Annotated in this window: 16 protein-coding genes; 9 read left to right on the forward strand and 7 right to left on the reverse strand. The window is 44.9% G+C overall.

Annotated elements, in window-relative coordinates; translation table 11 throughout:
- Window positions 1-133: 133 nt before the first annotated feature.
- Complete coding sequence (gene rne / locus AC6I7V_RS08750; protein ID WP_498010698.1) at window positions 134-3,238, forward strand: ribonuclease E; 3,105 nt, start codon at window positions 134-136, stop codon at window positions 3,236-3,238.
- Window positions 3,239-3,499: 261 nt separating this feature from the next.
- On the forward strand, window positions 3,500-5,047 hold the full coding sequence (locus AC6I7V_RS08755) for a SulP family inorganic anion transporter (protein ID WP_255230363.1): 1,548 nt from the start codon (window positions 3,500-3,502) through the stop codon (window positions 5,045-5,047).
- Window positions 5,048-5,139: 92 nt separating this feature from the next.
- On the opposite strand, the gene AC6I7V_RS08760 is transcribed toward AC6I7V_RS08755, so the two are convergent.
- On the reverse strand, window positions 5,140-5,589 hold the full coding sequence (locus tag AC6I7V_RS08760; RefSeq protein WP_255230362.1) for a low molecular weight protein-tyrosine-phosphatase: 450 nt from the start codon (window positions 5,587-5,589) through the stop codon (window positions 5,140-5,142).
- A gap of 84 nt (window positions 5,590-5,673) precedes the next feature.
- Between AC6I7V_RS08760 and cobO the strand changes: the two genes are divergently transcribed.
- A complete protein-coding gene (gene cobO, locus AC6I7V_RS08765; RefSeq protein ID WP_032552027.1) occupies window positions 5,674-6,279 on the forward strand; it encodes a cob(I)yrinic acid a,c-diamide adenosyltransferase in 606 nt (201 codons plus the stop codon).
- Window positions 6,280-6,445: 166 nt separating this feature from the next.
- Here the strand turns inward: cobO and AC6I7V_RS08770 are convergent, their stop codons facing one another.
- From AC6I7V_RS08770 to apbC, 3 genes are all read right to left on the reverse strand, one after another.
- Window positions 6,446-8,554: an AsmA family protein gene (locus tag AC6I7V_RS08770; RefSeq protein WP_498010699.1), complete on the reverse strand. Its 2,109-nt coding sequence runs from the start codon at window positions 8,552-8,554 to the stop codon at window positions 6,446-6,448.
- 117 nt (window positions 8,555-8,671) lie between these two features.
- Window positions 8,672-9,313: a uridine kinase gene (udk, locus tag AC6I7V_RS08775; RefSeq protein ID WP_498010700.1), complete on the reverse strand. Its 642-nt coding sequence runs from the start codon at window positions 9,311-9,313 to the stop codon at window positions 8,672-8,674.
- A gap of 195 nt (window positions 9,314-9,508) precedes the next feature.
- On the reverse strand, window positions 9,509-10,585 hold the full coding sequence (apbC, locus tag AC6I7V_RS08780) for an iron-sulfur cluster carrier protein ApbC (protein ID WP_498010701.1): 1,077 nt from the start codon (window positions 10,583-10,585) through the stop codon (window positions 9,509-9,511).
- A gap of 158 nt (window positions 10,586-10,743) precedes the next feature.
- Here apbC and metG point away from each other — a divergent pair, with 158 nt between their 5' ends.
- Together metG and AC6I7V_RS08790 are read left to right on the forward strand one after the other, a co-directional pair.
- Window positions 10,744-12,819 (forward strand): methionine--tRNA ligase, encoded by a 2,076-nt coding sequence (metG, locus tag AC6I7V_RS08785; protein ID WP_255230358.1) that lies wholly within the window; start codon window positions 10,744-10,746, stop codon window positions 12,817-12,819.
- Between the two features lie 172 nt (window positions 12,820-12,991).
- Window positions 12,992-13,471, forward strand: coding sequence for a YehS family protein (locus tag AC6I7V_RS08790; protein WP_150893958.1), 480 nt, complete (start codon window positions 12,992-12,994; stop codon window positions 13,469-13,471).
- A gap of 91 nt (window positions 13,472-13,562) precedes the next feature.
- Here AC6I7V_RS08790 and fadR read toward each other — a convergent pair whose 3' ends face one another.
- On the reverse strand, window positions 13,563-14,402 hold the full coding sequence (fadR, locus tag AC6I7V_RS08795) for a fatty acid metabolism transcriptional regulator FadR (RefSeq protein ID WP_255230357.1): 840 nt from the start codon (window positions 14,400-14,402) through the stop codon (window positions 13,563-13,565).
- Window positions 14,403-15,042: 640 nt separating this feature from the next.
- On the opposite strand from fadR, the gene nhaB reads away from it, so the two are divergent.
- Window positions 15,043-16,632, forward strand: coding sequence for a Na(+)/H(+) antiporter NhaB (gene nhaB, locus AC6I7V_RS08800; RefSeq protein ID WP_255230356.1), 1,590 nt, complete (start codon window positions 15,043-15,045; stop codon window positions 16,630-16,632).
- A 131-nt stretch (window positions 16,633-16,763) separates the two neighbouring features.
- On the forward strand, window positions 16,764-17,282 hold the full coding sequence (gene dsbB, locus AC6I7V_RS08805) for a disulfide bond formation protein DsbB (RefSeq protein ID WP_261881830.1): 519 nt from the start codon (window positions 16,764-16,766) through the stop codon (window positions 17,280-17,282).
- 83 nt (window positions 17,283-17,365) lie between these two features.
- On the opposite strand, the gene AC6I7V_RS08810 is transcribed toward dsbB, so the two are convergent.
- Window positions 17,366-17,989 carry a YecA/YgfB family protein gene (locus AC6I7V_RS08810; RefSeq protein WP_255230354.1) on the reverse strand — a complete coding sequence of 208 codons (624 nt, stop codon included), beginning with the start codon at window positions 17,987-17,989 and terminating at the stop codon, window positions 17,366-17,368.
- Between the two features lie 209 nt (window positions 17,990-18,198).
- Between AC6I7V_RS08810 and AC6I7V_RS08815 the strand changes: the two genes are divergently transcribed.
- Both AC6I7V_RS08815 and dusC read left to right on the forward strand, forming a co-directional pair.
- The gene (locus AC6I7V_RS08815) at window positions 18,199-18,753 is read left to right on the forward strand and encodes a prepilin-type N-terminal cleavage/methylation domain-containing protein (RefSeq protein ID WP_255230353.1); all 555 of its coding nucleotides are present in this window, start codon (window positions 18,199-18,201) and stop codon (window positions 18,751-18,753) included.
- A 72-nt stretch (window positions 18,754-18,825) separates the two neighbouring features.
- A complete protein-coding gene (gene dusC / locus AC6I7V_RS08820; RefSeq protein WP_498010702.1) occupies window positions 18,826-19,788 on the forward strand; it encodes a tRNA dihydrouridine(16) synthase DusC in 963 nt (320 codons plus the stop codon).
- 54 nt (window positions 19,789-19,842) lie between these two features.
- Here the strand turns inward: dusC and AC6I7V_RS08825 are convergent, their stop codons facing one another.
- Window positions 19,843-21,309, reverse strand: coding sequence for a sensor domain-containing diguanylate cyclase (locus AC6I7V_RS08825; RefSeq protein WP_498010703.1), 1,467 nt, complete (start codon window positions 21,307-21,309; stop codon window positions 19,843-19,845).
- Window positions 21,310-21,452 lie beyond the last annotated feature (143 nt).

Here is a 21,452-nt window from a genome sequence, read left to right on the forward strand (position 1 = left end):
CTGACGTGCCCCAAGAGCATCCCTTCCAGCCGGGAGGCTGCACCGATAAAGCCATGGGATCAGGCACCATGAGAAACGAAATCAAGCGACAAGAACAATGATGAAAATAAGAAAAGACAATGAGTATTTCTAAATGAAAAGAATGTTAATTAACGCAACTCAAAAAGAAGAGTTGCGTGTCGCTTTGGTTGATGGCCAGCGACTTTTCGATCTTGATATCGAAAGTCCAGGTCACGAATCAAAAAAAGCGAATATCTACAAAGGACGTATCACTCGTATTGAACCAAGCCTAGAAGCGGCATTTGTTGACTACGGCGCAGAACGTCACGGTTTCCTCCCTCTTAAAGAAATTGCCCGCGAATACTTCCCTGAAGGTTACACATACCAAGGTCGTCCAAGCATCAAAGAAGTGCTAAAGGAAGGCCAGGAAGTTATCGTACAAGTTGAGAAAGAAGAACGTGGTAGCAAAGGTGCTGCACTGACTACTTTCATCTCTTTGGCGGGTAGCTACTTAGTTCTTATGCCAAATAACCCTCGTGCAGGCGGTATCTCTCGCCGTATCGAAGGTGACGAGCGTACTCAACTAAAAGCCGCTTTAAGCACGCTTGAGCTTCCTCAAGGCATGGGTTTAATCGTTCGTACTGCTGGCGTTGGCAAAAGCGCAGAAGAGCTTGAGTGGGACTTAAACGTACTACTTAATCACTGGGCTGCTATCAAGCAGGCTTCGGATTCAAACGCAGCACCTTTCCTTATCCACCAAGAAAGTAACGTAATTGTTCGTGCAATTCGCGACTACTTGCGTCGTGATATTGGTGAAATTCTTATCGACAGCAACACTATTTTTGAGCGTGCACAAGCGCACATTCAACTAGTGCGTCCAGATTTTATCAGTCGCGTTAAGAAGTACGACGGTGAAGTTCCTCTATTTAGCCACTACCAGATCGAGAGCCAAATTGAATCTGCTTTCCAACGTGAAGTTCGTCTTCCGTCGGGTGGTTCAATCGTTATCGACCCAACAGAAGCGCTAACTTCTATCGATATCAACTCTGCTCGTGCAACGAAAGGCGGTGATATTGAAGAGACAGCTCTGAACACCAACCTAGAAGCTGCAGATGAAATTGCTCGTCAACTTCGTCTACGTGACCTAGGTGGTCTAGTCGTTATCGACTTCATCGATATGACGCCTGTTCGCCACCAACGCGAAGTAGAGAGCCGTCTACGTGATGCGGTTCGTCTAGACCGTGCACGTGTTCAAATCGGTCGTATTTCTCGATTCGGTCTTCTTGAGATGTCTCGTCAGCGTCTAAGCCCTTCTCTAGCAGAAGCAAGCCACCACATCTGTCCTCGCTGTACAGGTACTGGTGTTGTACGTGACAATGAATCTCTAGCACTTTCAGTTCTTCGTCTAATCGAAGAGGAAGCGCTAAAAGACAACACAGCACAAGTGCTTGCCGTTGTACCAGTGCCAATCGCTTCTTACCTACTGAACGAGAAGCGTCGCTCTGTCAACCACATTGAGCGTACTCAAGAAGTTAAGATCACTGTTGTTCCTAACTCTGACATGGAAACTCCGCACTTCGAAGTTATCCGTGTTCGTGAAGGTGAAGAGTTCGATCTACTTTCTTACCTACTTCCTAAGAAGCTAGACGCTCTGAAAGAAGCAGAAAGCAAAGAACCAGCAGAACAGACGATTCGTCCTAAGAAGATTGAAGAGCCTGCACTGAAAGGTTTTGCTGCTCCAGCTCAATCTGCACCAGCTCCAGCGCCAAAAGCGGCAGCTGCAAAAGTAGAAGAGAAGAAAGAAGAGCCTAAAGCACAAGAATCAGGCCTAATCAGCCGCTTCTTCAAAGCTATTGGCAGCTTCCTATTCGGTGGATCTTCATCTCAAGAAGAGAAACAGGAAGAGAAGCAAGAAGAGAAACCTAAGAACAATCGCAACAATGGCAACCGTCAACGTCGCGATCGCAATGACAATCGTCGTCGCAACCAGCGTGGTGACCGTAACGAAAACCGCGACAACAAGCGCCGTCGTAAGCCAGCTCGTGATGAGAAGCCTGAAGAGCAAAAAGAAAATGCCACTCAGCAGCCTCGTCAAAACCGTAAGCCGAAGCAAGATCGCCGTAATAAGCAGCGTGACGAGCAGAAGCAACAACGCGAAGAGCAAGTACCATCTAAGGTTGCAGAACAAGGTCAACAGCTAGCAGCTGACGCTCAAGCTTCTAAACCAGAAGGTCAAAAGCCGAAGTCTGAAGCGAAAGCTGCGAAAGTTAAAGAGCGTCGTCAACGTCGTAAACTGAACAAGCAGATCCGCGTTAAAGACCAGCAAGCTCAAGCAGAAAACAACTCTGCGAAAGAGCAAGTTGCGGCTAAAGATAAGTCTGTTGCTCAAGAGCAAAAGGTAGCGGAACAAGTAGAAGCTAACCAAGCGAATGCTGAACAAACAGAACAGGAAGAGCCGAAGCAACGTCGTAACCGTCGTTCTCCACGTCACCTACGTGCAAGTGGTCAACGTCGTCGTCGCGGTCGTGATCGTCGCCCTAACCCATTCCGTCTACGTAAAGGTGGTGTAGCCTCTCCAGAGATGGCGATGGGTAAAGTGATGCCTCGTTTCGTGCCTAAGCCGCACCACAAACAAGCTAAGCCTGAAGCTGCGAAAGCTGAAGCGCAAGTACAACAATCAACTGAACTAAAAGCTGTTCAAAACAATGTTGTGATTGCTGGTGGTTTTGCATGCCCTGAAATGGCAATGGGTAAAGTGATTATCCGCCGTGAAGAGCCTTTGATTGAAGCTGTTGTAGAAGCGAAAGCTGAAGAAGTGGTAGCACAGCCTGCAGTTGAAGCTCCTGTTGTTGAGAAAGCTGTAACTGAGGCGCCTGTAGCAGCACCCGTTGCTGAAGAAGCACCAGTCGCAGACACGCCTGCAATTGAGGAATCAGTTGAAGTTGAAGAAACGGTTGAAGCAAAAACTGAAGAGACTGTCACTGAAGCTCCAATTGTTGAAGCTCCAATTGCTGCGGCTAAGCCAGTTGAAGCTGCACCTGTGACTGAAGAGAAACCTTCAGTAGAAGCGAAGAAACAAGCTAGCTCGCCAATGACGAAAGCTCCAGGTCCTCAAGAGATCAAAGAGATTGAAGTTGTGGCAGCACCATTCCGTAGCGAACGTTACGTATCGAAAGGTGCAGGCAGTCAAGTTGCTTCGAACCAAGCAGGTTCTGGTATGACGAAACCAAACTACTAAGCATTTACTGTTGTAAATTCTCGAGTAAATAGACTCAAAGGCTGCTTATCATAAGCAGCCTTTTTTACATGCGTCAACGGAATAACGATTAACAGATATATTACTCAAAGTTAGCTTCAACCTTGAACTTAATCACATTTTTGGGTAGGATTCGCGCACTTATCTTTTTCGACACTTAGCTATTGCCGCTCTTTCTTACACCTGTTTAGCTCCGCAATATGTTCGTGTCGGTAAATCCATTTAAAGCATAGCTGAGCACACATGTTCGAATTTCCACAATTTTCAAAGCACTCTGTAAAGAATGACGTTCTTTCAGGTCTTACTGTAGCACTTGCTCTAGTACCTGAAGCCGTTGCATTCGCCTTTGTTGCTGGTGTTGACCCAATGGTCGGCCTATATGCAGCATTCATCGTCGGCCTTATCACATCAATCTTCGGCGGTCGCCCAGGTATGATCTCTGGTGCAACGGGCGCAATGGCCGTTGTAATGGTTAGTCTTGTTGCGACTCACGGCGTTCAATACCTGTTTGCCGCTATCATGCTAGCAGGCCTTCTGCAGATCGCAGCAGGCATCTTTAAGCTTGGTAAATTTATTCGAATCGTTCCACATCCAGTAATGATCGGCTTTGTGAACGGTTTGGCGATTGTTATCTTCCTTGCGCAACTGGGTCAATTTAAAGCACCAGACATCACTGGCGCGCTAACTTGGCTTCCAACAGACCAAATGACACTTATGCTTGGTCTGGTAGCTCTAACTATGGCTATCATCCACTTCTTGCCTAAGTTTACGACTGCAGTGCCTTCGTCACTGGTTGCTATCGTGACAGTGACGGCGCTAGTGGTTGGTTTAGATCTAGAAACACGTACAGTAGTAGACTTCCTACGTACTATGTCTGGTGACGATGCTGCAACGCTTGCAGGCTCTCTACCAACATTCTCGATTCCAGCAGTACCATTTAACCTAGAAACGATTTACATCATCTTGCCTTACGCAGTCATTCTTGCGGCAATTGGTCTAATTGAATCGCTACTGACTCTGACTGTGCTTGATGAAATGACAAACACTCGTGGCCAATCAAACCGTGAGTGTGTTGGTCAAGGCATGGCTAACGTAACCTGTTCAGTATTTGGCGCAATGGGTGGTTGTGCGATGATTGGTCAATCGATGATCAACGTAAACTCTGGTGGTCGTGGTCGTCTATCGGGTATCGTTGCTGCAGTTGCACTACTGATGTTCATCCTATTTGCATCTTCGCTAATTGAAATGATTCCTCTAGCAGCACTTGTGGGGGTAATGTTCATGGTTGTTATCGGTACATTCGAATGGGCAACGTTCAAGCTTGCGCGCCGCGTACCAAAACAAGACTTCTTTGTTATCGTTCTAGTAACAGTTGTTACTGTAATGACTGACCTTGCAGTTGCTGTATTTGTGGGTGTTATCGCTTCTGCGCTAATGTTCGCTTGGCAGCACGCTAAGCACATCTACGCAGATACTTGCATCAACGAAGAAGGCTCAAAAGAGTACAAAGTGAATGGCCCGATCTTCTTCGGTTCTACAGCGAACTTCCTAGAGCTATTTAATGCTCAAGAAGATCCTCAAGATGTAATCGTCGATTTCGCAAACTCTCGTGTAACTGACCATTCAGCAATCGAAGCGATCGATACTATTGCTGAGCGTTACGCAGCACAAGGTAAAACACTGCACCTACGTCACCTAAGCCAAGACTGTGTTGCTATGCTGCACAAAGCTGGTAGCTTGGTTGAAGCAAACGTTGCAGAAGATCCTATCTACAAGGTTATGTCTAAGTAATAGCTGATGGCTTTACATAGATAAGAATAGAAAATGCCGACGATAAACGTCGGCATTTTTGTGTCTGCTTACTAAACTGGAATGTCCAATTTTTACAGTGATTTCAGTATCGCTTCACTCGACTCTTCAATTAAATCGAGAACCAGTTCAAAGCCATCCCCCTCTCCATAGTAAGGATCAGGAATTTCCTCATAACTCGATTCACCATAGCTTAGAAACAGAGCCAATTTATACTGTAAGTGAGCCGGACATTGAGATTCTAAGTCAGCTAAGTTTGCTCTATCTGCAGCTAAAATTAGGTCGAACGTATCAAAATCTTGTGCCACTACTTTGCGAGAGCGAATTCCTTTAAAGCTGTAGCCTCTAGCCTCACCAGCCGCTTTAGAACGTGGATCTGGTGGGTTTCCTTGGTGGAAACCGATTGTACCAGCGGAGTCTACCTCAACCTCGATCCCCATAGACTTGGCTTTAGCACGCAATATCGCTTCCCCTGTTGGTGAGCGACAGATATTCCCCATACAGACTACCAGTATCTTTTTCATCCCTAATCACCTGTTCTTTCGATGGTTTTTGATAGTGTTAACTTAAGCTATGATAGTGCTAATCACAAATTATAAGGAAGAGTTATGTCGACTGAAGACAACAAAGAACAGCGCCATAAGGCCCGCCAACAGAAAGTGAAAGAACAAGTTGATGCTCGTGTTGCAGCTGCTCAGGAAGTTAAAGGCCTACTGCTTGTCATTACAGGTAATGGTAAAGGCAAGTCAACTTCTGGCTTTGGTACCATTACTCGTGCTGTTGGTCACGGTAAGAAATGTGCTGTAGCTCAATTCGTCAAAGGAACATGGGACAACGGCGAAAAGAATGTGCTTGAGAAGCTCGATGTTGAATTTCAAGTGATGGGCACAGGCTTCACCTGGGAAACGCAAAACAAAGCCAAAGATATTGAAGCGGCACAACGTGTTTGGACAGAGTGTAAGCGCATGCTCGCTGACGAGTCATTGGATGTGATTCTATTTGATGAGCTAACCTACATGGTTAGTTACGGTTACATTGAACTTGATGAAGTTGTTGAAGCACTAAACAATCGACCGAAGATGCAATCAGTGATCATTACAGGTCGTGGCGCTCACCGCACACTTACTGAGATGGCAGACACTGTTTCAGAGGTGCGCAATGTTAAACACGCTTTCGAATCAGGGGTTAAAGCGCTACAAGGCGTCGATTGGTAATAACCTTCGAACTGAAATCCTCGACTCGGGAAGATGACGGCTTTGTCCGTGTTACTTCCTACAACAAAGGCGATGTCTTAGAAAACCTCTGTTTTTGACGTTCAAATAAAAAAGCGCCACTCCTAATTAAAGAGTGGCGCTTCATTTGTATCAGACTAAAAACGGATTAGTTAAACAGACCTTTCAGGAGTCCATCTACCGCTTCCTTGGTTTTCTCATCTTTGATCTTATCCGTGAGCTTCTCCACGCCACGATCGATCTCTTTCTGTGCTTTCTGTTTCAATACATCATCGAACACTAAGCTAAACTTAGGGTCTGCCCAAGCACCCGTAACCTTAATTGGAATAGTCACATCTTTAAGGTCATCGATACTCTTACCACCCTGTCCTTCCAATGAGCCCACAATTGAGGTACGAACTAGGAAGTCGACAGTCTCATTGATGAAATTAGCTTTACCAGAACCCGTTACACGTAGCAGAGGCGATTGTGCTGAAAGATCATTAGTCGATACCCAACCTTTGTCGACTTTTAGTGTCGCCTTCATCGCACTGAAGTCAGTTTTTTGAACACCTTCAGCCTTATCATACTTCTCGCCTTTGATCTTGGCGTAATTTTCGCGAATCAGTTGTGCTACGTTAATACCGTTCACGGCGCCATCGGCAAAGTTGATAGCAATAGTACCCACGAGATTCTGCTTGATACCCGTTGGAGTTAGGCTCTTACCAGAAACATTTACGTCAATGTTGCCAGTACCTTCGAGCATATCGTTATCCGCAACATCCACCAGCAATGGTTGAACCTTTACGCCCTTGATTGCTTTCTTAGCTGTATATGACGCAGGTGACTTACGAGCATCCAGAGTCGCTGTCGCTGAGATTGAGCCTTCATAGAGATTAGACGTGAATGACTCAAGTTTCGCCACACCGCGGTTAACCGAAAATGCCGCTTTTACGTTCTGCATGTGAGCATTGTTGGCTTTAAACTTATCAATCGTAATATCGCCTTTAACATCAAGCGTCTTCAAAGCCGTGAGGTCAGGTTCAACCTCTTTCGCGGGCGCTGAAGAATCAGCTTCTTTAGCTGGCTGTGAAGCGGCTGACGAATCAGAAGCGCTCCCCAAGCCTAAGAATTCATCCAAATCGATGTTAGGGCTATGTAGAGAGAAGTGCACCTTAGGAATTTCAGATAACGTCACATCCGCCTTACCGTCGAGTGCGATACTGTTCGCTTGAAGCTTTTTCAATACAAAGCTCAAGTGGCTCTTAGTGAGGTCGAAGCTAAGGTCAGAGAGCATATCGACTTTCATTGGCGATTGAGGAAGCGCATCACCTTCAAGCGTAGAATCCAAAGTTAGCTTATTAAGAATGACTTTTGAAATCGCGCTATCAACCGTCAGTTCACCTGCACCTTTCAGATCAAGCGTCATATCTGCAGCATTACCCACAACGCTGTATGTTAAGTTATTGACTTTGTCGAACTCGAACGTATCAAGACCAATCTTAGCCGACTCGATTTGAGTACTCGGATCGCTGAAGGTCGCATTCAAGTCGATATTACGCAGTGCGTAACTTGTGAAGCCTTTTGCAAGCTTTAATTCCGCACTGCCTTGCGCAGAGAACTTCTGCTGATTGTTCTCACCCGATGCCGAAAAAGTAGCCGTAGTCCACGTATCAGCCGCGAATTCAGATAGGTTAAACGCCACATCATATAGCTTGATAAACGAACCAGCTTGTTTGTCGTTCATCTCGAACAATGCATTCGATACAGTCACACCAGCGAGGTTAATCGTCCAGTTTGAGGCCGCACTTTCTTGTGGTGAAGTGGACGCTTCTTCTGGTTGAGTCGTTGCCTCTTCTGCTGGCGTGGCAGTAGTTTGAGGCTGTGTTAGCGCATCAATATTCTTACTGCCATCTTTTAGAGTTTCTAAATAAAATTGAGCACCATCCAGCGTAACATTACCGATCTCTAGTTGATTGCTAAAAAGAGGCATCACGGAGATATCAACGCCGACAGTTTCGACTTTGAATAAGTTAGGTTGGGTAAAGCCCTGCGGATTGCGCAGCTCTGTCTTTCCTAATTCAAAACCAATCGATGGGAAAAATTGCCAACTGATATCCCCTTCAATCACAAGCTCTAAGCCTGTGTGTTTTTGGGCTTGTTCAACGATCAGTGGTTTAAATTGATTGGGATTGACTAACAGTACTAGCGCCAGAATCGCCGCGATAACGACAACAACTGGGATAGCTATGAAAATGAGTAGTTTCTTCATCCGCATATTCCTTGCTTAGATTCCAAAAGAAAGTGGCACTACAAAAGTGCCACTTATTCGATAAAAAATAAAGCTAAGTTAAGAACTTATAACTAAATTCTTACTTTTGTCAGATGGTACCGACTACGCCTTTAATAGCTTAGCGATATGAGCTTTCAAAACATCGATTGCGATACGGTTCTTACCGCCACGAGGAACGATAATATCGGCATGTTGCTTTGATGGCTCAATAAACTGCATAAACATAGGACGCACTGTCTTTTGATATTGCTTCAGTACAGATTCCATCGTACGGCCACGCTCTTCAACATCACGCTTAACACGACGTAGTAGACAGATGTCTAGTGGTGTATCCATGAAAACACTCGCGTGCATCAGTTCACGTAGACGTGGGTCCGTTAGCAGTAGGATACCTTCTAAAATGATCACTTTCTTTGGAGTAAGTGTAGTCGTTTCAGAAGTACGTGTGTGCTCAGAGTAGCTGTATTCTGGAACTTCAACTGCGTTGCCGTTCATTAACTCTTTCAAGTGCTCACACAGTAGGTCATGATCTAGTGCGTTTGGGTGGTCGTAGTTTGTGTTAACACGCTCTTCCATACTCAAGTGGCTTTGGTCGCTGTAGTAGCAATCTTCCGTGATAACACCAATTTGATGGTCGCCTACTTTTTCGCGCAACTCATTATAAATAGTACTAGCAATCAGACTTTTTCCTGAAGCCGAAGCGCCAGCGATACCTACGATGACACATTGATTATTATCAGACATTATTTTGCACCCGATATGGTTTTGGTGATGGGAATAGATAAACCGCCTGATTATAGGGGCTAAGCTCTGTAGATTCTAGTCGCCATTTCAGCAAAATACCGTCAAATTGATGATCGAAATGGATTAAATCAAGATAAACGTTTGCTTAATGTCCAGAGCCCATCAACCACTTGCACACTCTGTATGAATTATAAACTACTCAACCATTGAAAAGTTAATTGCCTCTGGTTTGACTTTACCTGTCCAGTACATCTTACAGGCCACATTTTCAGCCAAATCGAGATAATGACGCGTGTGCTCACTGTCTGGTCGACGCACTACGGTTGGCATTCCCGCATCAATATCTTCGCGAACATCGATGTGAAGAGGGATCTGAGCAAGAATATCGAGGCTAAACTCAACAGCCATCGCTTCAGCGCCGCCAGAGCCAAAGATATGCTCTTTTTCGCCACAATGACTGCAAATATGATAGCTCATGTTCTCTACCAGGCCCGCCACTGGCACGCCTACCTTGTCAAACATCGCCACACCTTTGCGTGCGTCCGCTAAAGCGAGATCTTGTGGTGTAGTTACAACAATCGCGCCTGTCACAGGGATTTGCTGAGACAAAGTCAGTTGAATGTCACCTGTACCCGGCGGCATATCAATGACCAGATAGTCAAGATCCGGCCATACCGTTTCATTCATAATCTGGCCAAGCGCTTTCGCTGCCATTGGACCACGCCAGATGGCAGCATCGTCTTTTGAGACCAAGTAACCGATTGAGTGAGTAAAGATCCCATGCGCTTCAATTGGAATCATCCATTTGTTGTCACGCACTTCCGGCTTCGCTTGCATTTGCCCAAGCATCATAGGCACAGAAGGACCATAAATATCGGCATCCAATAAACCAACTTTGGCACCCGATTTGGATAGTGCCAATGCTAAGTTAACTGAAGTCGTGGATTTACCAACTCCCCCTTTTGCAGAGGTCACTGCGATGATATTTTTCACGCCTTTGACCGGGCTTGAGACGATTGTTTCGAGTGCAGCAGGCTTAATTCGAACTTCAAAGTCGAATCCCGCCACTTTTTGTTCCGCGATTTGATGTGATATCCAGTGTGATAGCTCTTCTACTAAGCTATTGGCCGCAAATGGAAGCGTAATGATGAATGAACCCTTTGGATCAACCGTCACCATATTTGGTTGAGATGCCCATTCTGGGATTAGAAGTACAGATTCAAACTCATTCAGCCAAGAACAAAAATCTTGCTTTGATGTGAAGTTACGCATTGGGGCTCCTTTTTTAATTAATGCTATCACCCGCTGACGAAAGACTGAACCCTTAAAAAACTAAGGGATTCGTCAATTTGATATCTTGGCGTGACACACGTTATAAAGTAGTATTACACATCAAATTTATACCCATCAAAAAGAAGCGAAATTTAAGTATGGCAAACGATCCAAGAACTCTTGATTCAAGGAAACTACTGGTCACTTGTGCCCTTCCGTATGCTAATGGTTCGATTCACCTAGGTCACATGCTTGAGCACATTCAAGCTGACATTTGGGTGCGCTACCAACGCCTACGCGGCAACACTGTAAACTTCATCTGTGCTGACGATGCTCACGGCACGCCAATCATGCTAAAAGCACAACAGATGGGTATTACACCAGAAGAGATGATCGCTGCTGTAAGTGAAGAGCACCAGAAAGACTTCGCTGGCTTCGATATTAGCTTTGATAACTACCACAGCACACACTCAGAAGAGAACCGTGAGCTGGCTTCACACATCTACCTAGAGCTTAAGAAGAACGGCTTTATCTCTAGTCGCACTATCTCTCAGCTATTCGACCCTGAGAAAGAGATGTTCCTACCGGATCGTTTCGTAAAAGGTACATGTCCTAAGTGTAAGTCAGAAGACCAATACGGTGACAACTGTGATAACTGTGGCGAGACATACAGCCCAACAGAACTGATTGAGCCTAAGTCAGCCGTATCTGGCGCTACACCAGTAATGAAAGACTCTGAGCACTTCTTCTTCGACCTACCTCAGTTCGAAAGCATGCTAAAAGAGTGGACTCGTTCTGGTTCTCTTCAAGCGGAAACAGCGAACAAGATGCAAGAGTGGTTTGAGTCTGGCCTGCAACAGTGGGATATCTCACGTGACGCGCCATACTTCGGCTTCGAAATCCCAGGCGAGAAAGACAAATTCTTCTACGTATGGCTAGACGCACCGGTTGGCTACATGGCTTCATTCAAGAACCTATGTAACAAAACTGAAGGTCTAGACTTCGACGAATACTGGAAAAAAGACAGTACAACTGAACTTTACCACTTCATCGGTAAAGACATCGTGTACTTCCACTCTCTATTCTGGCCTGCAATGCTAGAAGGCAGCGGTTTCCGTAAGCCAAATAACGTATTCGTACACGGCTACGTAACGGTAAACGGCGCTAAGATGTCTAAGTCTAAGGGTACGTTCATCAAAGCAGCGACTTACCTAGATCACCTAGATCCAGAATGTCTACGCTACTACTACGCAGCGAAACTAAACAGCCGTATTGACGACCTAGACCTTAACCTTGAAGACTTCACGCAGCGCGTTAACGCTGACGTAGTAAACAAGATTGTTAACCTAGCATCGCGTAACGCAGGCTTCATCACTAAGCGTTTTGAAGGCAAGCTATCTGACCACTTCGCAGAGCCAGAGCTGTACAACGAATTCGTTGCAGCTGCTGATCGTATTGCTGAGCTTTACGAAACTCGCGAATTTGGTCGTGCAATCCGTGAAATCACAGCACTAGCAGACAAAGCAAACCAATACGTTGACGAAAAAGCACCGTGGGTTGTAGCGAAAGAAGAAGGTAAAGACCAAGAACTGCAAGACATCTGTTCTGTTGGTATTAACCTATTCCGCGTTCTGATCACGTATCTAAAACCTGTGATGCCTGAGCTAGCAGCACGCACTGAAGCATTCCTAAACCAAGAACTGACTTGGGAAGGTATGGCTGCACCACTGACAGGTCACGAGATCACTAAATTCAAGGCGCTATTCAGCCGTATCGACCCTAAGAAGGTTGAAGCGATGATTGAAGCTTCTAAAGAAGACGCAGCAGCAGAAGTTGCAGCGAAAGAAGCGGCAGAAGCAGCTAAGAACAAAGCAAGCCAAACCGAGCTTGACAAAGATCCAATCGCAGAAGAGATTGAGTTTGACGCTTTCGCAGCAGTAGACATGCGTATTGCTCGCATCATCTCTTGTGAAGAAGTGCCAAAAGCAAACAAACTGCTTAAGTTCCAATTGGACATCGGTGGCGAAACTCGTCAGGTATTCTCTGGCATCAAGTCAGCATACAAACCTGAAGAGCTAGAAGGCAAGCTAACAGTCATGGTAGCAAACCTTAAGCCGCGTAAGATGAAGTTTGGTATGTCTGAAGGCATGATCCTAGCAGCAGGCCCGGGTGGTAGCGACCTATGGATCCTTGAGCCGCACGAAGGTGCACAGCCAGGGATGCGCGTAATGTAACGCCAACCACTGAATTGAAAATCCCCATCGCAGTAATGCATGGGGATTTTTTATTTCTGTTGATATCCCACATTCTCTGATACATTCCCTCCTCAACTTTTCAGTCGATAATACGCTTAATGTACGAATACAATACTCGCGACACTCGACTCACTGCCGAATTAGGATTCCTGTGACTAACAATGAAATCTTGCGCCGTATCCAACACGCGCTAAACCTGAAGAACGCCCAAATCATCAAAGCCTTTGAGCAAGCAGACTCTACCGTTGCGCATGACCAAGTAAACAACTGGCTAAAAGCTGAAGGTGAAAAGTCATTCTCGAAAATGAAAGATAAAGAGCTGGCAATCTTCCTAAATGGTTTCATCAATCTTAAGCGCGGCAAGAAAGAGGGTGAACAGCCAAAGCCAGAAGTATCACTGACTAACAACATGATTTTCATGAAACTGCGTATTGCATTAAACATGAAGGCTGAAGATGTACTGGATGCATTAGAAGTGATGGGAATTAGCCTAAGTAAGTACGAAATTGGCGCCTACTTCCGCAAACCAAACAATAAGAACTACAAGACTTGTGAAGATCAACTATTGTGCGACTTCTTAAGCGGTGTTCAGTTCTCTCAACGTCCAGACTCAGAAGAATTTGCTGGGTAGGCTTGCCTCTGTATCAAAACGCTAAACAAGAATAAAAAACGGCGAGCTATCAGATAGCTCGCCGTTTTTGTTTGTTCGCTGAACTCACTTATTAGCAGTCGTCTTCAGTAAAGTTCGTTGGCAGCGTCGTTTTCATTTCGTTCCATACCTGTCCACTTGCAACACCGTAGTTACGGATCAGTAATGGCAAGTTTTCACGTTCGCCGCTCTCACAAATGGCTAAGAGCTCTTTATAGAAATCCATCGCTAGGCGACGTGCTTCGGGGTTAGAGAAGTAGTAACTGCCGATGCGATCGTAAAGCTTACGAACACCATTAAAGATCAAACCATAGATTTGGTTGCCTGAATGAAACGCAAGGCGTTGGAACAGCATGTAGTCATAAAAGTTGAAAGTTTTAGCAACAAGAATCGCTTGGCGTTTCTCTTCATCTTTTTCGTTGTCTTCTTTTACTGCATGCTTAATTTTTTCTGCGTATGGAGAAGACTCGACAAACTCATCCCACGTTTTAGACGCAAGCAGTGCTTCACACGATTCAATCACATTGATAATCGTGCGCTCTGAACTCTCTTTGTTCACCTTAAATGCGTAACGCATAAAGATAGGACTGATGTTTGTACGTGCTGCAAGCAAGTCTTCTACGATATTGGTCGCGTTATCTACGTCTAATGTCATTAGCGTATCAAGAATGTGCAGACCCGATGTCTCCATGAACTGGTTCACCTTAGTTGGCTTACCATGTTGAATCGTCAGCCAACCGTCGCGGGCTAGACGCTGCAATACTTCACGTAGTGTGGTTCGAGTAACACCAATTAATTCAGACAGCTCACGCTCAGCTGGTAGGATTGAGCCAGGGGGGAAACGGCCGTTCCAAATACTTTCAATAATATACTTCTCTGCAAATCCTGCCGGGCTCTTCGCCTTAATGACCATCTACACTTCAATCCAATTTAATTATTTTGCTTTAATTGACTCATCATACCACTAGTTAGCGCCTCTCGGAAACACCTCGAAAAGTTTACAGACGCCAAACCCACAATAGAGCTAAAACTCTAAATTGCAGCACACGTTTGCACCTTTAGTCTAATATCGCTGCATGGCATAACATCAGTTTAAACAAATTTTTAACACAACACTTTTTCAATTAAATCAGAGAGATAGGTCATAATTTTAGATCTATTAAAATGCAATATTAAGTTGTAATAATCGCACATAAGCTTAGATTATTATGTAAATTTCAATCATTTCACGCAAATATTGATTCTAGTCGATTTTTCTCACAATTTTGGTGTTATGCTTGCGCTACTTTGATCGCGTTTTTCAACAAAAAAGTGGTATTTTTAGGCCAACAGAGCATTTCCTGTTGACTAAATGTTATCTAAGAGTAGAGTTGCGCTCAAAAATGAGCAGTGCACGAGTTTCTAAGGGAGTGACTTGGCAAGGCCACAGAACATTACATGGAATGTAGTTTTTCTAAGTCACTGTTAGTTATGATTTTAAAAGAATTTTTATAGCTCGAAACTCAAATGTTGTATTGCTTGCCAATTCATAATCAACATAAAAGAGTATTAACATGCCGATGTCTCTCGGAAACGCTTTTATCAAGAACTTTCTTGGTAAGGCTCCTGATTGGTATAAAGTTGCCATCATTTCGTTTTTAATCATCAACCCATTTGTTTTTTTCCTCGTTGATCCATTTGTTGCGGGCTGGCTATTAGTCGTAGAATTTATTTTTACGTTGGCAATGGCGCTTAAATGTTACCCTCTTCAACCGGGTGGTCTGTTAGCTATTCAAGCTATCGCAATCGGTATGACCAAACCGGAAATGGTTTACCACGAAATCCAAGCTAACCTACCAGTGCTGCTCTTACTCGTGTTCATGGTTGCTGGTATCTATTTTATGAAAGAGCTACTGCTCTTTATCTTCACTAAAATACTGCTTGGCATCCGCTCTAAAATCCTACTTTCTGTTGCATTCTGTGTTGCAGCGGCATTCTTATCAGCATTCCTAGACGCACTAACGGTTATCGCGGTAGTGATCAGTGTGGCTGTCGGCTTCTACTCTATCTACCATAAAGTAGCGTCAGGCAAAGGCTCGAACTCAGCACACGACCACACTCATGATGAAGAAATTTCGGAACTGACTCGCGAAGATCTTGAAGACTACCGTGCGTTCCTTCGCTCACTGCTTATGCACGCAGGTGTAGGTACAGCCCTAGGTGGTGTAATGACCATGGTAGGCGAGCCGCAAAACTTGGTTATCGCTAAGCAAGCTGGTTGGGAGTTCGGCGAATTCATCATTCGTATGCTGCCAGTAACATTGCCTGTATTCATCTGCGGCATCATCACTTGTGCCCTTGTGGAAAAACTAAAAATCTTTGGCTACGGTGCAAAACTGCCTGCTAACGTTCGTCAAATCCTTGTTGAGTTTGATAACACGCAGAAAGCAAGCCGCACTAAACAAGACATCGCAAAGCTTTGGGTTCAAGGTGCAATTGCGGTATGGCTAATCGTCGGCCTTGCGCTACACGTTGCTGAAGTAGGACTGATTGGTCTTTCTGTTATCATCCTAGCGACAGCCTTCACCGGTGTCATCGAAGAACACTCAATGGGTAAGGCGTTTGAAGAGGCTCTACCCTTTACCGCGCTACTTGCCGTATTCTTCTCGATTGTCGCGGTAATCATCGACCAAGGTCTGTTCAAGCCTGTAATCGATGCTGTACTTCACGTTGAAGACAAAGGTGCGCAACTTGCACTGTTCTACGTCGCGAATGGTATCTTGTCCATGGTATCGGATAACGTATTCGTGGGTACGGTTTACATCAACGAAGTGAAAACTGCACTCGTTGAAGGCATCATCAACCGCGACCAGTTCGACTTACTCGCTGTAGCAATCAACACAGGTACTAACCTACCTTCAGTTGCAACTCCAAATGGTCAAGCAGCCTTCCTATTCCTACTGACTTCGGCTCTAGCACCACTCATCCGCCTCTCTTATGGCCGTATGGTGCTGATGGCGCTGCCGTACACTATCGTACTGGCTCTTGTTGGTCTGGCTGGTATCGTGTTCTTTGTTGAGCCTATGACAGCCTGGTTCTACGATGCAGGTTGGATTGTACAACGCACTGGCGAAGTAACATCTGTGATTTCAAGTGGTCACTAATTCCCATAACGCTTCGTAAAGTGAATAAGTGAATCTAAGTAATGAAAAATAATCATTGATTAAGAAACTTATCCAAGATAAAAAGCTCTGAGTAATCAGGGCTTTTTTAATTTTATTGAAGGACTAAATTCGTGAACTTTCTTTTATTGCTCAAAGATTTCTCTAAAGGCCGACTCTCGTGGCTATTATTACTTGGTTTCGTAATCTTCTTTGAAGCATGCGCGTTGTTCTTCCAACACGTTATGATGCTTGGCCCATGCGTAATGTGCATCTATGAGCGAATCGCAATGCTCGCTATAGGTATTGCTGCAATGATTGGTGCGATTGCACCTAACAATCCTGTCGGACGTTGGCTTGGTTTAGCCGGCTGGGGGTTCGGTGCTTACAAAGGTTTAATGCTATCGCTGGAGCACGTTAATTACCAATTCAACCCCTCTCCTTTCGCAACTTGTGACCTATTTGTCACCTTTCCAAGTTGGGCACCATTGAACGAATGGGCGCCTTGGATGTTTGAGGCTTACGGCGATTGCGCTAAGGTTGTTTGGCAGTTTATCGGTTTATCAATGCCACAATGGCTGGTGGTGATTTTCGCAGGCAACCTCATTGCATTGGGTCTTATTGTGATTTCTCAGTTCGCGAAATCTAAATAAGCGAACCTTAAATACCAATAAAAAAGTCGACCGAGGAGGTCGACTTTTTAGTTTTCTCTTTGCGGAGCAGCCTATACTAGAAACTAAGCGTTCGCTCGACCACAACACTGCTTGAACTTCTTACCGCTTTCACACGGACAAGGGTCATTTCGGCCAATGTTTTTAAACGGGTTTACGCTTTGAGCTTTGTTACCTAACATGGCTTCATCGGCAGCTAATGCTACTTCGTTGACCATTAAATCCACTTGACCAACAAGATCCGCAAGCGCAGGAGGGTTTTCCAAGCCCGCAACCACCATTTGTTGCTGAGTCTGCTCTTCGTCAATTGCCAACATCAGTGTTGTGAGGAGTGCTTGAAGCATTCTCAGTGTGCCGTCAGCCATATTCGCTTGTTGCCACTGCTCTTCTACCGTCGGCCAAACCATCATGAAACCTTCAGCGAAATCCGCGAATTGTTCATTGAAATCGCCCCCAGCAAGAACCTCTGTCGGCATGTATTCACTGCGCTGAATAAGGTTATGTTGACGGTTAATCTGTTCCGTCACCAAACCGATGAAGCGCTCTTCTGCTTCTGGCGAGATCACAGCCAACCACTCTTGAGGGTCTAGCGGCTTGGTCGCAAGGTTAGATGCTAAAATCGCTCCCTCAATAAATTGTGGCGTAATGTCAGTAACGGATTCAGGAAGGCTTAATAATTGATATGTCATGAAAGCTCTGGAAATTTGGTATTTTCAATATTATAACGCCAACCACCCTAAGATGTCGCCAATCACTTTATTCCCTTTAATGAACAACGACCGTACGCAAACCTTTGCCTTAATAATATCTGCAATAATCGACTTATTTCGCTTTTATAATCATAAAGTTGAGTGTAAAACAACGACTGAAAAATCCACTACATTGAGAGTTAACCAATATGAAGTCAAAGTCCCAAGGTTTTACGTTACTAGAGCTTATGGTCGTAGTCGTTATTTTGGGTGTACTGGCCGTCACTTTAGCACCTCGTTTTATGGGTGTTCAGAGAGATGCCCATGAAGCATTGGCTCAAGGTGCATTTTCTGCATTTAGAAACAGCATCGATATGTACCACTCCCAATGGCTTGTCGATGGCGAACCAGATTTTGACCAAGTCGTTAATTATGGTAAGGGTGACGTCTATCCATCTGAGACAGGATTCCCAATATCTGTACTCGAACAAGCACCAACAATAGCCCCGCAAGTATCAGGTGAGCAGTGTGTCGCGCTATGGAACTCTCTTATTGATTCTGATTTAGTCGCTCGTTCTCAGTACGATACTGGATACATTCTCCCGTCAGCGGAAGCAATTGTGAGTTGGTATACAGCAACACCAGAGTGCTACTACTACTACACCCCAAGCTTTACCCAATCCGAACGTCTACCTATTCTCTATTATTCACCGCTTACAGGCGAAGTGAGAGTCACTCGAGAAAAGGCAAACTCTGCTCCGTAGTGACAATCAGCAAGGGACACCGTACAATCACGCCTCTTTATTTTCAGGACAGAGATGTTTCGGTAGTTCGATATGCGAGTAATACTAGGCCCGATGGAAGGTGTGTTAGACCACCTTATGCGAGAGATCCTTACAGAGATCAATGACTACGATCTTTGTGTGACTGAATTCGTTCGCGTCACCGATCAGCTATTGCCACCGCATGTCTTCCATCGACTGTGTCCGGAGCTCCACCAAGGCTCTCAAACTTTGGCAGGAGTTCCTGTTCACGTCCAACTGCTTGGTCAACATCCAGAGTGGATGGCACAAAACGCAGTTCAAGCAGCAAATCTAGGTGCGAAAGGTATTGACCTTAACTTCGGCTGTCCAGCTAAAGCAGTGAATAAAAGCAATGGCGGAGCTTCCCTACTCAAAGAGCCCGAGCTTATCTATAAGGTAGTAAAAGCATGTCGTGAGGCAGTGCCTAAACACATTCCGGTTTCAGCCAAAATTCGTCTTGGTTGGGAAGATCCTGAAGAGTGTTTTGAGATTGTGGATGCCATTGAGCAAGCCAAAGCTGATGAGCTCACAGTCCATGCTCGTACCAAAACCGGTGGCTACAAAGCCTCTGAGATTAAGTGGGGTTATATCAACCAGATCCGTCAGAAGACGACGCTACCACTCATTGCTAATGGTGAGATTTGGAACTACCAAGATGGTCAAAACTGCATAAAAGCGACAGGCATTGACTCCCTCATGGTATGCCGCGGCGCGTTTAACGTCCCCAATCTAGGAAACGTGGTAAAACACAACCACCAGCCGATGCCTTGGAAAGAGGTGCTAGCGCTACTATTACGCTACTCTGAGTTTGAGATTGAGGGTGACAAAGGGCTTTACTACCCTAATCGTGTGAAACAGTGGTTTGTTTATCTGCGTAAAGAGTACCCAGAAGCGGAAGAGATCTTCCGTGAGATCCGTACTTTCAAAAAGGCAGCGCCAATCGTAGAACACATTCAGCGCTACCAAGATAAACTGTTGGCGACCCCGGTAGCTTAACCCGCCACAGCCAGACACCTTTCTTCAGAGCAGCATTCCGTGCCGCTCTGAAAATTAAAATACAATTTTATTCTTACCCGTCGTTTTCGCAATATAAAGCTTCTCGTCCGCACACTTAAACACTTCATCAAAGCTCAACTGAGTGCTCTCAGACTCAACAATGCAAGCACCACCTGAAACTGTAAAGCCTCCTTCGATAACATTGGTCGACTGTTCACAAATCGCAGTCTTAACGCGATGGAGAATGTTCTTTAGGGTTTGACGCTCTTCCCCTCTTAGATAGACAACAAACTCTTCTCCCCCAAATCGCGCACCAACATCACTGCTACGAACGCCATTGTGGATCTGACGCGCCATATAGCGAATCACTTCGTCGCCTTTATCGTGGCCGAAAGTATCGTTAATGCTTTTAAAATTATCGATATCAAACACCACTAACACGAACAGATCGTCATGTTGAACATTACGCCAAAATACCTCTAATCCACGTCGATTGAGTAACCCCGTCATCGGATCTTTGGCCGCAAGTTCTTTAAAGTAGCCCTTTTCAATTGTGCTGTTGATGTAGAAAAAAATCGTGACCATAAACAAGTACACTATGAGTGCAACAAAGAGACTGTGCGTTTCTGTTTTAACAAAAGCTTTCACCTCTTTCATCACGTCGAGTCGATAAAAGATCCTATGATGGGCTGCAACACCATTTAACTCTAAAGGCTGTATCCAAACTGCGTCATCCGGCAACAATTGGAGGGTCAGATCGACGATGTTTATTTGACCAGCGAGTAAGGGGCTTTGTGACGTCAGTAACTTTGCTGAGTCGATATCCACCGACAACATTCCTTGATGACTGCCCCGATAAAACACGGGTATCGCCATACTAATCACCCTGTCTAGTGTATCAGTGCGATAAGTTGGACCAGCTAACGTCAGCTTCTCTGGATTATTTGCCGTTCTTTGCCAGTAAGGTCGGCTCTTAATTGTTGACAAGAGTTCTTTCCCTAGACCTTTGGCAAAGTCCTCCGGTGAAGAGATAACATAGCCCTTAGCATCAATAAAATGAACACCAAAATAGTAGTCATCCAGTTGTGCCAAGAAAGAGAGAATAGGAGCAAGTGCTACTTTTTCACTAGCACTTCGATAAGCATCAGTCGATTCAGAGCACAAGGACTCATTGCCAACCAACATATAGTTAATATCAACGGAAGGAATATCTACCGTCTTACCGTCGGCGAGCAGCATGCCATCAATCGGCCATATACGACACACGCCATCCACCACAGTCTTATTGTGATCTAAGAAGAGCGGGTTACTCGATTTGTAGTAATTTGAGAAGCTGTAGTCTAAAGCCGTAACTACGGTTGTCGTACGTTCAAAAGCATCAATGATTCTTTGATATTCGTATGCGACTTCTTTCTCTACCGCATCGAAGTGATTTTTGACAATAAGCGCAAGTAACATACTGATAATAATGGCAGGGAAACCAAAAACAAAGGTTAGGCTAAAGTGCCTATTAAGTTTCATAAACTGGATGCTCTTTCGCTTATCTATTTCTCGTCAATATTATTACATCAGCAACGGCATTCAACCCGATAAAATTATGTAATTTGTTATTTCACAAATAGAAATGACTCAAAAACTTAGCCCCTCGTCGCAAATAAGTCGAA

The sequence above is a fragment of the Vibrio sp. KUL70 genome (genome assembly GCF_059725515.1).

Coding starts and splice junctions, on each gene's coding strand:
- AC6I7V_RS08815 (WP_255230353.1), top strand. CDS start 18,199: ATGAAGTCAAAGTCCCAAGGTTTTACGTTACTAGAGCTTATGGTCGTA.
- cobO (WP_032552027.1), top strand. CDS start 5,674: ATGTCGACTGAAGACAACAAAGAACAGCGCCATAAGGCCCGCCAACAG.
- AC6I7V_RS08760 (WP_255230362.1), bottom strand. CDS start 5,589: ATGAAAAAGATACTGGTAGTCTGTATGGGGAATATCTGTCGCTCACCA.
- dusC (WP_498010702.1), top strand. CDS start 18,826: ATGCGAGTAATACTAGGCCCGATGGAAGGTGTGTTAGACCACCTTATG.
- nhaB (WP_255230356.1), top strand. CDS start 15,043: ATGCCGATGTCTCTCGGAAACGCTTTTATCAAGAACTTTCTTGGTAAG.
- udk (WP_498010700.1), bottom strand. CDS start 9,313: ATGTCTGATAATAATCAATGTGTCATCGTAGGTATCGCTGGCGCTTCG.
- metG (WP_255230358.1), top strand. CDS start 10,744: ATGGCAAACGATCCAAGAACTCTTGATTCAAGGAAACTACTGGTCACT.
- fadR (WP_255230357.1), bottom strand. CDS start 14,402: ATGGTCATTAAGGCGAAGAGCCCGGCAGGATTTGCAGAGAAGTATATT.
- AC6I7V_RS08770 (WP_498010699.1), bottom strand. CDS start 8,554: ATGCGGATGAAGAAACTACTCATTTTCATAGCTATCCCAGTTGTTGTC.
- rne (WP_498010698.1), top strand. CDS start 134: ATGAAAAGAATGTTAATTAACGCAACTCAAAAAGAAGAGTTGCGTGTC.
- apbC (WP_498010701.1), bottom strand. CDS start 10,585: ATGCGTAACTTCACATCAAAGCAAGATTTTTGTTCTTGGCTGAATGAG.
- AC6I7V_RS08810 (WP_255230354.1), bottom strand. CDS start 17,989: ATGACATATCAATTATTAAGCCTTCCTGAATCCGTTACTGACATTACG.
- AC6I7V_RS08755 (WP_255230363.1), top strand. CDS start 3,500: ATGTTCGAATTTCCACAATTTTCAAAGCACTCTGTAAAGAATGACGTT.
- AC6I7V_RS08825 (WP_498010703.1), bottom strand. CDS start 21,309: ATGAAACTTAATAGGCACTTTAGCCTAACCTTTGTTTTTGGTTTCCCT.